This is a genomic window from Paenibacillus profundus, assembly GCF_021369635.1.
GTDB lineage: Bacteria > Bacillota > Bacilli > Paenibacillales > Paenibacillaceae > Paenibacillus_B > Paenibacillus_B profundus.
The window spans coordinates 1-14,057 of record NZ_JAJNBZ010000001.1; the positions used below are offsets into that span (position 1 = coordinate 1).

Annotated in this window: 10 protein-coding genes and 2 CRISPR repeat arrays (1 of these 12 running past the window's edge); all 10 genes read left to right on the top strand. The window is 47.3% G+C overall.

All coding sequences use genetic code 11. The features are described from left to right. The first annotated feature begins 346 nt into the window (after positions 1 to 346). Positions 347 to 1,169: a CRISPR direct-repeat array (repeat unit 32 nt; unit sequence GTCGCATCCTACGCGGATGCGTGGATTGAAAT). A gap of 276 nt (positions 1,170 to 1,445) precedes the next feature. The 10 genes from LQV63_RS00005 to cas2 all read left to right on the top strand — a co-directional run bounded on the left by LQV63_RS00005 (position 1,446) and on the right by cas2 (position 12,769). Further along, positions 1,446 to 1,955 (top strand): PH domain-containing protein, encoded by a 510-nt coding sequence (locus LQV63_RS00005; protein ID WP_233695261.1) that lies wholly within the window; start codon positions 1,446 to 1,448, stop codon positions 1,953 to 1,955. Continuing rightward, complete coding sequence (locus LQV63_RS00010) at positions 1,939 to 3,417, top strand: PH domain-containing protein (protein ID WP_233695262.1); 1,479 nt, start codon at positions 1,939 to 1,941, stop codon at positions 3,415 to 3,417. The genes LQV63_RS00005 and LQV63_RS00010 overlap by 17 nt, the downstream gene beginning before the upstream one ends. A 99-nt stretch (positions 3,418 to 3,516) precedes the next feature. Then, positions 3,517 to 4,473 carry a helix-turn-helix transcriptional regulator gene (locus LQV63_RS00015; protein WP_233695263.1) on the top strand — a complete coding sequence of 319 codons (957 nt, stop codon included), beginning with the start codon at positions 3,517 to 3,519 and terminating at the stop codon, positions 4,471 to 4,473. Positions 4,474 to 4,564: 91 nt separating this feature from the next. Then, positions 4,565 to 7,045 carry a CRISPR-associated helicase Cas3' gene (gene cas3 / locus LQV63_RS00020; protein WP_233695264.1) on the top strand — a complete coding sequence of 827 codons (2,481 nt, stop codon included), beginning with the start codon at positions 4,565 to 4,567 and terminating at the stop codon, positions 7,043 to 7,045. Between the two features lie 252 nt (positions 7,046 to 7,297). Then, a complete protein-coding gene (gene cas5c / locus LQV63_RS00025) occupies positions 7,298 to 8,017 on the top strand; it encodes a type I-C CRISPR-associated protein Cas5c (RefSeq protein WP_233695548.1) in 720 nt (239 codons plus the stop codon). Further along, positions 8,014 to 9,933, top strand: a complete 1,920-nt coding sequence (gene cas8c / locus LQV63_RS00030) for a type I-C CRISPR-associated protein Cas8c/Csd1 (RefSeq protein WP_233695265.1) — start codon at positions 8,014 to 8,016, stop codon at positions 9,931 to 9,933. Before cas5c ends, cas8c begins: the two co-directional genes overlap by 4 nt. Next, on the top strand, positions 9,930 to 10,793 hold the full coding sequence (gene cas7c, locus LQV63_RS00035) for a type I-C CRISPR-associated protein Cas7/Csd2 (protein WP_233695266.1): 864 nt from the start codon (positions 9,930 to 9,932) through the stop codon (positions 10,791 to 10,793). The genes cas8c and cas7c overlap by 4 nt, the downstream gene beginning before the upstream one ends. Next, entirely contained in the window at positions 10,783 to 11,454 is a 672-nt protein-coding gene (gene cas4, locus LQV63_RS00040) for a CRISPR-associated protein Cas4 (protein ID WP_233695267.1), read from the top strand. The genes cas7c and cas4 overlap by 11 nt, the downstream gene beginning before the upstream one ends. Next, complete coding sequence (gene cas1c, locus LQV63_RS00045; RefSeq protein ID WP_233695268.1) at positions 11,438 to 12,469, top strand: type I-C CRISPR-associated endonuclease Cas1c; 1,032 nt, start codon at positions 11,438 to 11,440, stop codon at positions 12,467 to 12,469. The genes cas4 and cas1c overlap by 17 nt, the downstream gene beginning before the upstream one ends. A 9-nt stretch (positions 12,470 to 12,478) precedes the next feature. Next, positions 12,479 to 12,769 (top strand): CRISPR-associated endonuclease Cas2, encoded by a 291-nt coding sequence (gene cas2 / locus LQV63_RS00050; RefSeq protein WP_233695269.1) that lies wholly within the window; start codon positions 12,479 to 12,481, stop codon positions 12,767 to 12,769. A gap of 188 nt (positions 12,770 to 12,957) precedes the next feature. Further along, positions 12,958 to 14,057: direct repeats of the CRISPR family, unit length 32 nt; unit sequence GTCGCATCCTACGCGGATGCGTGGATTGAAAT; it runs 543 nt beyond the window's last position.

A 14,057-nucleotide genomic window follows, 5' to 3' on the forward strand; every position in this document is an offset into this window, starting at 1 on the left:
AACTTCGCCAAGTTGGGGTGAAGTCCCTTTTTTATTGCTGAAAGTCCTTGTGTAGCAAGGGCTTAGATTACTGCAAAATGCTCAAGTAAAAGATGGAAAACTGATTGTATCTGAATGATGCTTGCTTATGTTCGAATGTTGATGAGAAAATCATCCATTCATTCTCCGGTGCGAATGTATAGTGCACATGAATTTCCCGGGGGATTCGCACCAAATTAATGCCAATATGTGTAATTTTAAAGTGTTGGTAGTTAACGTTTTATCATTGGGTGATTGGAAACATTGTTTTTATGAACTCGTCGATCATTTTTATGTAGGAATTTGACTTTATTTATCAAAATTCGCTGTCGCATCCTACGCGGATGCGTGGATTGAAATGCTGATAATGATCGACTTGATGTGTTCTAAAACAGTCGCATCCTACGCGGATGCGTGGATTGAAATAGCGATCCTCTTTCGGTCGCGTTTCTTCAATTCGTCGCATCCTACGCGGATGCGTGGATTGAAATGATTTTACTGACACGGTAAGACCAATAACGCGTTAGTCGCATCCTACGCGGATGCGTGGATTGAAATAGACCTAAAACGTATGACGCGGCTTTCGACGACGTCGCATCCTACGCGGATGCGTGGATTGAAATCCGGGAGTCAGAGAGCAAGTGTATGCGGCTATCGAGTCGCATCCTACGCGGATGCGTGGATTGAAATATGTAACAGCTCGTCCACATGAGATAACATTTAAGTCGCATCCTACGCGGATGCGTGGATTGAAATTATTAGTTCCGCTTGGTAAATGCGTTCAGGCCGAGTCGCATCCTACGCGGATGCGTGGATTGAAATTTACCATCGGCTCTGGTGGACATGAGGCTACGGATTGTCGCATCCTACGCGGATGCGTGGATTGAAATAGGGCTGATAGTATACTTGTCTTATAAAATAAAAGTCGCATCCTACGCGGATGCGTGGATTGAAATTGGTATTCCGGGGCCGATGGCTCGTAGTTTTCCGTCGCATCCTACGCGGATGCGTGGATTGAAATGACCTGACGCTGCGGACGTGGCACGAGGCAAAGGTCGCATCCTACGCGGATGCGTGGATTGAAATAGCGATAGCGGACGGATTCGGGTATTTGTTTGGGTCGCATCCTACGCGGATGCGTGGATTGAAATTGCTAGCCCAAAAAGGTGAACAAAATCAAGCAAAAGTCGCATCCAACTCGCATTCGTGGACCGCTCAAGCGCACATTGAGCGTCGCATCTTGCACGGACGCGTTGAAAACATTATGAAACCAAAAAAGCATCTACCCCCGTGTCAAAAGATGACACGGGGGTGGGATGCTTGTTTTTTTTGTAGAATATATGTTCTCTGACAGGCTATTGTCACTTTCTATAACCATAATAGAATTTAAAGTCTTGATATGAAGGAAGGTGAGGATGTACGCAACTATGAATACGACAGTTAGCGAGCAGCAACAATTGCATCCAAATGTGGTGCCATATTGGCGAATTTATCGTCTTTTCTCTGGATTGAAGCGGACTGCACTGGCAAGCATTCCCGTCATCGTTTATTTGATGTGGTTGCCCCAATGGAAGTGGATTATATATGTTTCTGCGGCTTATCTTTTGTTTCATTGGAGCAAGGACTTATTCTATATCATATATGGAGTTCGCTTCAGCTATGCCCGAAGAAGTTACGTTCTAACAAAGGATGAAATTGTGATTCGGTGGGGAAGCATATGGTCGGTTAATTCATCGGTTATTCCGCTTAGCCGTGTTCAGCATGTAGATATTGAACAGGACGTCATCCAGAAAAAGCTGGGCATATCTGAAGTCGTTATCGTAACGGCAGGTGATGCGACTGGCATTGTCGGTTTATTGGAAGATGATGCGAATAAACTGAGGCGCCAGGTTATTGAACTGGCCAAGATAGGTGAGACTGATGCATACAATTCATAGGCAACATCCGATCAAGATTGCCGTACATTTGTATCGAACGATCCGCTACATGATCATCCCCTATACTCTCTTGTTATTCAGGGAGATCAAGGCTGGCACAGGTCAACAGCCTTATTGGGTATATGGGGTGGCTGTCGTTATTGGTTTATCTATCTTGCTGTGGTCTGTTATTTCTTGGTGGAAAGACACTTATCAGATTGGGGAATCTGAAATCGTCATTCAAAGAGGTGTACTTATCACCACCCAGCGAACAATTCCGCTGGAGCGAATAACGAATATATCGATAGAACAGACTTGGACCGATCGATTAGTAGGTTCGGCTACTGCCGATTTGCACACTTCAGATTCGAACGAAGAGGCTGATGCCAGGTTCATGTTGACTCATCGCAACGCAGACATGCTCCTTGCCAGAATGAATCGACCCACGTCGCGTGTCTCGAATCAAGCGAAGCCGAATTGGGTACTTCAACCCAAGGATATTTTGATGAGGGCGATTAGTTCCAATTCATTCTGGCTGGGAGTTCCCTTGTGCCTCACTATCGTAACGTATGTATGGGATTGGGTTGAACCAAGCACGGAAGAAGAAGTAAGCGTGGTCCGTTTTTTTCAAGATGAAAGATGGAAAGAATTATTGACGACGGAGCTTATACCCGTTCTGCTTGCGCTTCTTGGCATTATTGCCTTGTGCGTATTCACGTCCTGGTTGTTGTCTTTGGTCATGATGCAAATTCGCTATCACAAATGGTCCGTTATCCGAGACAGTGCCTATATTCATATCCAGTATGGATGGTATGAGAGGAAATCAACCTCCCTCCATACTGTGAAGATTCAGTCGATCCGGGTCAAGGAGCAGTTGTTCAGCCGTTATTTTGGTTATGTGTCCATCTGGATGGATTGCGTTGGGTATGCAGGGGAGAAGAAGGTGAAACTGCTGCTGCCCGCGATCCACAGGTCAGAGATGCATGCTGCATTGGAGATGCTGTTGCCCGAATTTACAATCGTGAACCCGCAGCGTCATTTACCAGCCGGAAAGGCGATGTATTTTGTGTGGCTTCCGGTCATTGCTGTAAGCCTTGTCATATTAGTCTCCGCAATTTTGTCCCCGTGGGCATGGTTGACGCTTCCGTTCGCGGCAGCGTTATATTGGCGGGGGAGCCGAAAATATTCGGGAACGCTATGGGACGTTCATGGCAATCAATCTGTGATCGCGAAGCCGGGTCTTACGCGAACTACAGTCTATGTACAGCGCCAAGCGATCCAATCGATAACCTGTCGTCAAACCTGGATCCAATGCCTATTTGGCATTCTCCAGATTGAACTCGTAATAGATTCGCCATCGAAAGCGAAGGAATACGTATTTACCGGCGCATCCCAAGAGGATGTACAGCAGCTATTAAAATGGTATAAAAATACAGACAATTCCAAGTGCCCATACACTATGAACAAGGAAGAGGTTATTTAGTCCGATTTTTTTGCAGGAGTAGGCAGGTAGACCTATAGATGGTGTCGAATATCCAATATTTATAGGATATTATGAGAGCATCTGGAGGAGAGTACAACGATGTCGGATAGAATGATTCGGCTCATGAAAATGGTCATAGCCATACAGGCGAACCCTGGCATATCGGCGCAGGAACTGGCCGACAAATGTAAAGCTTCGGAGCGAACCATATACCGGGATCTGCGAACACTAGATCTTGTCGTGCCTATAACGAATGATGGATACGGAACAGGATATCGCTTTATAGGCAACTTCGCGATGTATCCGCTTAATTTTACAGAAGAAGAGGAGATGGTCTTCTCTGTCCTCCCTTCCATGTTGGATAAAAGCAAGCTTTCGCCTTTGTTCGACTCGGTTTACGACAAAGTCATGGCGACGCATGTCAAGGAGAAGCAAAAACGCAGGGAAGCAATGGAGAACTTCACGAATCTAATTCATATGGGGACGCCTGCTTACAAGGCAGATGATGATAGTCCAAATTACCTACTCCCTGTTATGGAAGCGATTATAGCCGAGAAGACACTCCGTGCAGTTTACCACACCCAAAGTCGCAATACAGTGACAGAGCGCGAGATCGATCCGTACTGTCTTGTGCCTCGCGAGCAACGCTTCTACTTAATCGGGTATTGTCATCGGAAGCAGGACATTTTGATGTTCCGCATGAGCCGGTTTCATAGCGTCGAAATGACGACTAAAAACTTCGACAAAGGCGACTTCGACATCCACCACTATATGAAGCATACCTGGTCGGTACATCGGGGCGAATCGCTTATTACGTTCAAGGTCAAATTTCAGCCCGATGTGGCGAGATACATCAAGGAAGAGGAAATGTTTGTGCGCCCCAAAATGACGGACTTGCCCGATGGAAGCTTATTGTTCGAGGCGACAGTCAACCATGAGCAAGGCTTCCTGAATTGGCTCGCTCAGTATGGCCCGTCTGCCGAAATTCTGGAACCGCTATCGATAAGGAAGCAGTTCATCGAGCGGTTACAGCGTTGGATAGAGGTGTATAACTAATGCATCATCTGGAATATATAAGATTCCTGACATTTAGTTGTTACCTGTGCGCGGTACAGTAAATACGAGCGGTGTAGAAAGGAGTGCTGAAATGCGATCAATTGCTCATATTCGGGTGAGTGATAAGAAGGTGCAAACCGTCGAACAGCATTTGCTGGAAGTGAAGATGCTGGCGGAAGAATACGGTAAGAAATTGCATATTCCTCATGTGACCGGGCTGGCCGGCATGCTTCATGATATGGGAAAATATACGGAGAAGTTTAGGACATACATATTGGCGGCTGTGAACGGAGCCGAGGATCGGCTGCGCCGGGGGGATGTTGATCATTCTACGGCCGGAGGACGGTTGCTTTATGATCGTTTTCATGCGGATGCGAAAGCGCCTTATAAAGCGATTTTGGCTGAGGTTGTAGGCAATGCGATTATTTCGCATCATTCCTATTTGCATGATTTTCTGGATCCGGATTTGGAATCTCCTTACTTGAGACGGGTTGCTTGCAAAAAGTTGGAGGAGTTTGATCAGAGTGTCGAAGCTTTTTTTACATATGTCATGAGCGAGCAGGAATTTCAACAATATGTGAAGCAGGCAGCCACTGAAGTAGAGCAATTTCTTTCCAGAGAACCTGCAAAAAGTATGGAACTGAACCTTATGTTCCTCACTAAATTCGTATTCAGCGCATTAATTGATGCCGATCGAACGAACACGAGATGGTTTGAAATGGGGGAGCCTGACGAACCGGAACGGAACACAAAGGAATTGTTTTCAAGTTATTATGAAAGGTTGATGGCGCAAATTCATTCTTTTAAGAAAGACAAGGATGCCCATACGCCGATTGCACTGTTGCGAAGCGAAATGTCCGAGCTATGCGAACGTTTTGCCGCGAAGCCGTCTTCTATTTATACGTTGTCGATTCCAACTGGGGGCGGCAAGACGCTGGCCAGCTTGAGATATGCTTTGAAGCATGCGTTAACCTTTGGCAAACAGCGGATTATCTATGTTGTCCCGTTTACGACAATTATTGAGCAGAATGCAGCCACGGTGCGCACAATATTGCAGGATGATGCGAATATTCTGGAGCATCATTCCAACGTCGTAGAAGTGGAGGTGGAGGAAGACGACGAGGATCAGGACGGGCTGGCGCTGACTGCGCGGCAAAAGGCGAATCTGGCTAAGGACAATTGGGATGCGCCGATTATTTTAACGACGATGGTGCAATTTCTAAACGTGTTTTTTGCGCACGGGAGCCGGAACATACGCAGGCTCCATAACTTGTGTGATGCAGTCATTATATTTGACGAAGTGCAGAAGGTCCCTACGCATTGCATCTCGCTGTTCAACCAGGCGCTGAACTTCTTGACGGAGTACGGAGGCTCCAGTATTGTGCTGTGCACGGCGACGCAACCGGCGCTCCAGTTCGTGGAGCAGAAGCTGGAATTGGCAGAGGACGCTGAGATGATAAGTAATCTCGATGAGGTAATTGATGCGTTCAAGCGTGTTGATTTGATCGATAAAGCTACCGAGCGGGCCTGGAGTACGGAAGAATTGGCATGCTTTATCCAAGACACCATTCAGGAAGCAGACAATATTCTGGTCATCTTGAATACGAAGTCGGTCGTTAAGTCGTTGTATGAGCGGTTGCAGGCGATGCGGGAACAACATCAGTTCGGCGAGGACGAGGAAATCTTTTTGTATCATTTGAGTACGTCGATGTGTGCCGCTCACCGGTCTGCCATTTTAGAAAAAGTAAGGGCGCATCTTGAAGCAGAGGAAAAAGTGATTTGCGTCAGCACGCAGTTGATTGAAGCCGGAGTAGATGTCAGCTTCGAGTGCGTTATACGCTCCCTAGCCGGATTGGATTCGATCGCGCAGGCGGCAGGACGGTGCAACCGGCATGGCAAGGATGAGATGCGGAACGTCTACATTATCGACCACGCAGAAGAGAATCTAAAGCATTTGAAGGAGATTCAAATCGGCAAGGAACTAACGCGCATGATGCTTGTCGATATGAAGCGGGATGCGAAGGCGCATGGCGGCCAGTTGCTATCGCAGCAGGCGATGGAATTTTATTTTCAGAAGTTCTATATGAGGCTGGAAGCGGATTTGAATAATTTTGTACCTAAGCTGCGCAAAAATATGACGGACTTGCTATATGCCGGACGGTATGAAACGGACAGCTATTTCCAGGCCTATCACAAGAAGAAGGAAGAGGAGAAGGCGAAGGACACATGGCTGCCGCTAGTTCTCGCCAATAGCTATGGCACCGCCGCGAAATATTTTCATGTTATTGACGATTATACCCGCGCTGTTATTGTTCCCTATGGAGGAGGCGCAGAAGTGATTGCCGACCTGAACGGAAGCGGCACGATCGATGATTTGACGATTCTGCTGAAGCGGGCACAGCAGTTCACGGTCAACCTGTATGAACACGATCTCCGCCAGTTGGATCGCAGTGGCGGATTGGAGAGCTGTCTGGACGGAAAGGTGCTCGTGTTGAAAGAGGGGGCTTACAGCGAGTATTTTGGCGTGGACCTGAACAGCGACAGCACAATGGGGTTTTTGGGTTGTTTCTAGAAGAGTGAAGCCTATCTTTTACAGATAGGCTCCTAATAAAATACTATATTTTTCAATCCGCGCTATTCCAGCGACAACTTAAGCTATTATAGCACAAATAAGGTATTTGAGAATGCGGACATTTTTTGATTTTCTGTTCAGGTATGAAACAAAAAGTTCATATAATATTTTATTAGATTATCATTGACCCTGTTTAGAAGAGAGTATAGTATAAAAGGTGTCAGAAAATTATGGAAAGGGGGCGGCGCGTTGATACGCAACAGCATTGAGTTCGAAGTGTTTGGGAATTACGCGTTGTTTACAGATCCGTTAACGAGACTGGGCGGGGAGAAGATGTCATATCCAGTCCCAACCTTTCAGGCGGTAAAAGGAATAGTGGAATCCATTTACTGGAAACCAACGATATTATTTGTTGTGGATGCCGTTCGCGTAATGAACCCGATCCGGATGGAGTCGAAGGGAGTTCGGCCGCTTGATTATGGAGGAGGCAATACGCTTGCATACTACTCCTATCTGAAAGATGTTCGATACCAATGCCGGGCTCATTTCGTGTTCAACCCGAACCGGCCGGACTTGGAGTATGATCGCAACGAAAATAAGCACCACAATATTTTGAAGCGCGCGTTGCGGGCGGGAGGGCGCCGGGACATTTTCCTGGGAGCAAGAGAATGCCAAGGTTACGTAGAACCATGCGAGTTTAACACAGGAGAGGGCTTCTATGACAATTATGGAGATTTCCACTTTGGCACGATAGTACACGGGATCAATTATCCCGATGAGACAGGAAGGCAGCAGATGGAGACACGGCTATGGAATCCGGTTATGAAAAATGGTGTCATTGAATTTATTAAACCGGAACAATGTACGCTTGTTCGTCCCGTGGCTGAGATGGAACCGAAGACGTTCGCGGCCGGGGAGATCGAGGCGGTTGAGGAACTGGAGGTTCGGCTGGAAGCGGAGGGAAGCCGATGAGCTGGTTGCAGCAATTATATGAGACGTATGAATCGAACCTGGAGCGGGTCGGGGTTGTCGAGAAGAAGCATAACGGGCAGGAATTCACGCTGCTTCCGATTTCTCATACGACACAGACGGCACATATTGAAGTTCGTGTCACGGAAGACGGGGAATTTCATTCAGCGATCGTCATTGACAAGAGCGATGCCAGTACTTTGATTCCGTGCACAGAGGACTCCTCCAGCCGTTCGGGGACTGCCGTATTTCCTTATCCGCTGCATGATAAGTTAAGCTATGTGGCTGGAGACTACATTGACTATGGCGGACAAGCCAAGAAAGCGGATCAGTTCAAAGCCTATATCGAAAAGCTGGAAGAATGGGCTTTATCGCCATTTAGCCATCCTCATGTCGCCAGTATTTTTAAGTACCTGAATAAAAAAAGGCTCGTTCGCGATCTGGTTGAAAAAGAGAACCTGTTGTCCCTAGATGGGAACGGTTGTCTGCTTGGCAAATGGGATAAAAAATACGGTGACGAGAAACCACCGCTGTTTGGCGTGCTCAATGGCGAACAAGAAAGCGCATTCATTCGTTTTACGGTCTACTCCCCGGTTCGGCCGCTTAAGGAAGTGTGGAAAGATCCGGAGGTGTATGATTCGTTCATCCGCTACTATAACAGCAAGCTGGGCAACAACAAGCTGTGTTATGTGACGGGGCAATTGGTGCCAGGTACGGACAAGCATGCGAACAAAATACGAAATCCGGCAGACAAAGCGAAGTTGATCTCGGCCAGCGATACAAGCGGCTTTACGTTCCGGGGCCGGTTCAGCAGCAGCCAGGAAGTGGCGGGCATTAGCTATGAGGTATCGCAAAAAGCCCATAATGCGCTGAAATGGCTTATTAACCGCCAAGGGAAAATCATTGATGGGCGCGTATTTCTCGTTTGGTCGAACGATGCGGTTGACGTGCCGGCTCCCGAAGAGGATACCTTTGCCCTATTTCCGGAACAGAGCGCGGCGCACAAAAGGGAGTCTTTTACGAGCGAAGGGTTGGCACGGGACATTGGGAGCGCTCTGGCCGGGTATGGAGCAGGACAGAAGCTTTCGATTACGAATCCCGCTGTAAATCTGCTTATCCTTGATTCTGCCACGACCGGGCGTATGGCTGTGCTATATTATCGCAATCTGGACAAGAAGCATTACTTTGAAAAGCTGGTGGAATGGCATTCCACTTGTGTATGGCTGCACCGTTACCGCAAAGATGAGCAAGGCGACTATGTTCAATTTTTCGGCACACCGGCGACGAAAGATATTGCTTATGCCGCTTACGGAACATCAGCCAGCGACAAGCTCGTAAAAGGGCTGATGGAACGCATGCTGCCGTGCATGGTAGACGGCGTCAAAATTCCGGCGGATATTTTTAATAGCATCGTTCGCCGCGCGTCCAATCCGGTGGCGATGGAGAAGTGGGAATGGGAGAAGACGCTGAGCATTGCTTGCGCGTTAGTCAATAAAGTTTATGAGAAGGAGGGGTTCAAGGTGGCGCTGGACAAGGAGAATACGGACCGAAGCTATTTGTTTGGGAGATTGCTGGCGGTGGCTGATATTTTGGAACGGCGTGCGCTAGGTTCAGAAGAGACGCGCGCAACGAATGCGATTCGCTATATGAACTCGTTTGCGCAGCATCCGGAGCGGACGTGGAGGGTGATTCAAGCGGGCTTGCAGCCGTATCAGGCGCGATTGGGTGCGAAATGCACGGATCTGACGAAATTGATGGATGAGATTCTATCCAAATTCAAATATGAAGACTTTAATGACAAGCCTTTATCCGGAAAGTACTTGCTGGGACTCTCCAGCCAAAGACATGACTTTTTCCAAGGGAAGAAGAAGGAAGAAAATCAAACCAAACAATCCAACGAAGGAGAGAATCAATCATGACAATTCTCGATCATAAAATTGATTTTGCTGTTGTATTTTCTGTGACCAAAGCCAACCCGAACGGTGATCCTTTGAATGGCAACCAGCCGCGTCAAAACTATGACGGTCATGGTGAAGTGTCGGATGTGGCGCTGAAACGGAAAATTCGAAACCGGCTGCAAGATCTCGGCGAGCCTATTTTTGTCCAGTCCAATGATAGAAATGATGATCAGCTTAAAAGTTTGCGCGAGCGGGCGGAAGCAAACGAGGCACTGGCAAAAATATTAAAACAAAAAGGCGGTTCCGGCGAAGAGTTAGCGAAAATCGCTTGCGAGCAGTGGATCGATGTCCGTAGCTTCGGACAGGTATTTGCCTTCAAGGGCAGCGGAGATAAAGGGGTGTCTGTTGGCGTGCGCGGTCCGGTGTCGATACATACGGCAACGAGCGTCGATCCGATTGATATTACGAGTATGCAGATTACGAAGAGCGTCAATTCGGAGCCGGGCGAGAAAAGAGGATCGGACACAATGGGCATGAAGCATCGGGTGGACTTCGGCGTATATGTCTTCTATGGCAGCATCAATACGCAGTTGGCGGAAAAGACAGGCTTCACTACGGAAGATGCGGAGAAAATCAAGCAGACGCTTGTTACACTGTTCGAAAATGATGCTTCTTCTGCCAGACCGGAAGGAAGTATGGAAGTGCACAAAGTGTATTGGTGGGAGCACAGCTCCAAGTTGGGTCAATATTCATCTGCGAAAGTGCACCGCTCCTTGCATGTTAGCAAAAATAAGGAAGAAGCGAAATCGTTCCAAGAAGATTATGATATTGCGTTGGACGAGTTGGAAGGCTTGAAGGTAGAGATCATCGATGGCCTATAATGATGAGGATAGCTATTTAATGCTATCGGGCATCCAGCATTTTCAATTCTGCAAGCGGCAATGGGCGTTGATTCACATAGAACAGCAATGGGAAGAAAATGTGAAGACGATCGAAGGGCAACATCTCCATCGCAATGCAGATCAACCGTTCACGAGGGAAAAGCGCGGCGACAAGCTTGTCGTTCGCGCTATGTCTGTCAAGTCGCATGAATTGAAATTGGCAGGTATCTGCGATGTGGTCGAGTTCGTACAAGACAGCTGCGGAGTAGAGATTCGTGGGGCTGAAGGCAAATATATCGCTTATCCTGTTGAGTACAAGCGCGGCAAGCCGAAGACGGATGAATCAGATGTATTGCAACTGGCTGCGCAAGCGCTCTGTCTGGAAGAGATGCTGTTGTGCGATGTACAGACCGGATATATTTTTTATCAAGAGTTGAAGCATCGAATTGAAGTTCCGCTTACGGATGATGTGAAGCAGAGGGTCAGAGTTGTCGCAGCGGAGATGCATGATTATTACAAGCGCAACCATACACCCAAAGTAAAAGGCGGGCCATACTGCAAAAACTGCTCGCTGCAATCTATCTGTCTCCCAGCTCTGATGAATAAACGGACGGTAAAAAGTTATATTGAGGGGAAGATCAGAGATGAAGCGCCTTCTTAACACGTTATATGTAAACCAGCCGGACGTTTATATGGCATTGGACGGGGACAATATTGTGCTGCTGAAGGGAGAAGAGAAGCTGGGCCGTCTTCCGTTGCACAATCTGGAAGCTATCGTTGCTTTTGGTTATACAGGAGCAAGTCCTGCGTTGATGGGGTATTGTGCGGATCGGAATATAGCGATCACCTTTATGACGATGAGTGGGCGGTTTTTGGCGCGTGTCATTGGACAGAGCAAAGGGAACGTTGTTCTGCGAAAAAAACAATATCTTGTCTCCGAGAATGAGACTTCGTCAGCCCAAATTGCACGCAACTTTATAGTGGCCAAAATTTTCAATCATAAATGGATGATTGAACGAATGACGAGAGACTACCCGCTAAGGATAGATATCGCTCAGTTCAAGGAGATTTCCGGGCAGTTGTCATCCCTTATGCTGGAAGTGAGAGAGTGTGAGGATCTGGAGCGGTTAAGAGGCTTGGAAGGACAGGCTGCGGTCAGTTACAATAAGGCGATGGGTCAAATGATTCTGCAGCAGACAGACGATTTTTATTTTCGTTTCCGTTCTCGCAGACCACCGCTGGATAATGTGAATGCGATGCTGTCCCTTGCATATACGTTATTAGCGAATGATATGGCAGCTGCCCTGGAAGCGGTTGGTCTGGATGCATATGTTGGGTTCCTGCATCGGGATCGTCCGGGACGGGCTTCACTGGCGTTGGATGTTATGGAAGAATTGCGGGGAATCTATGCAGATAAATTTGTTCTAACTATGATCAATAAGAAAATCGTGAACAAAGATGATTTTTATACAAAGGAAAATGGCGCTGTTCTTATGACAGATGAGGCCAGAAAGAAATTTTTGACGGCATGGCAAAATAAAAAACAAGAGAAAATCATGCACCCGTATTTAGGTGAGAAAATAAGCTGGGGCTTAGTGCCACATGCCCAAGCATTGTTGCTGGCGCGTTATTTGCGCAATGATCTGGATGAATACCCTCCATTTCTATGGAAGTAGGTGTTTAGATTGCTAGTGTTAATCACATATGATGTAAAGACAACGACCAGTGCGGGCCAACGAAGGCTGCGCAGAGTCTCAAAACTGTGCCAGAACTACGGCCAGAGAGTTCAAAACTCCGTCTTTGAATGTAATGTAGACGCTGCTCAATTCGCCAGCCTGAAGATTCAATTGGCCGATATTATAGATCAAAAGGAAGACAGCCTGCGCTTCTATCAATTGGGGAACAACTATAAAAACAAGGTTGAGCATATCGGCGTGAAAGAATCTATTGATATGGAAGGGCCACTAATTATCTAGTGCGAATGTATAGTGCACATGAAATCTCCGGGGGATTCGCACCGCGTTTTTTCTATAATTATAGGTAAAGTCCATTTTATGGTTTGTTGCAAAATGAAAAAGACCTATTTTTAGCTTGATTCTATAGCTCTTTTGATTAGTTACATCATATTAAGAACGAAATGTGATTTTCACAATCATTTTTCGCTGTCGCATCCTACGCGGATGCGTGGATTGAAATGACTTGGTCGCGGTTGAGGACGTAATTATCGAGTCGTCGCATCCTACGCGGATGCGTGGATTGAAATGAGTAATAAGCGGCACGCGTGTCAGTAATCGGCGTCGCATCCTACGCGGATGCGTGGATTGAAATTATCACGAGCGCACCAGCTTCGTCCAGCGTGCCGCCGTCGCATCCTACGCGGATGCGTGGATTGAAATTCCAAATGTGCGCGCGTCCAGAAAAACCGCTTGTGTCGCATCCTACGCGGATGCGTGGATTGAAATAGCAACTTTGCGTATCGTAGGAGCAAACTTTTCACCGTCGCATCCTACGCGGATGCGTGGATTGAAATATACTTGTCTCATTTAGCAAACTCAGCTCCCACCGGTCGCATCCTACGCGGATGCGTGGATTGAAATTCCTTAGCTAAGGAAACGCCTACCGTCGATACATGGTCGCATCCTACGCGGATGCGTGGATTGAAATTTCCTGAAAGGTGGTGGGTAGCGTGACCTTTGCCATGTCGCATCCTACGCGGATGCGTGGATTGAAATACCCCGAACGAGAGGAACATTTCGTAAGAGATAACAGTCGCATCCTACGCGGATGCGTGGATTGAAATCTTGCCCTGCTTATGATAATAGCCATCCAGCAGCATAACGTCGCATCCTACGCGGATGCGTGGATTGAAATTAATCTATCAAATTCATTCTCCTGATGAAACATAGTCGCATCCTACGCGGATGCGTGGATTGAAATATTATCTCCTGTCTATGACCAAAAGTTTCAAAGCAGTCGCATCCTACGCGGATGCGTGGATTGAAATATTTTGGAATTCAGTGAAGAGGCCTTAGCTAAAAGTCGCATCCTACGCGGATGCGTGGATTGAAATCGTACCCCAGTTATCATAATGGTCGGGGTCGTCCGGTCGCATCCTACGCGGATGCGTGGATTGAAATTTTCGATTGGTAACGTTACTATTGGACTCATTGGTCGCATCCTACGCGGATGCGTGGATTGAAATGCCAGAGCATCGAGGCAAGTATGGCGCTTATTCAGCGTCGCATCCTACGCGGATGCGTGGAT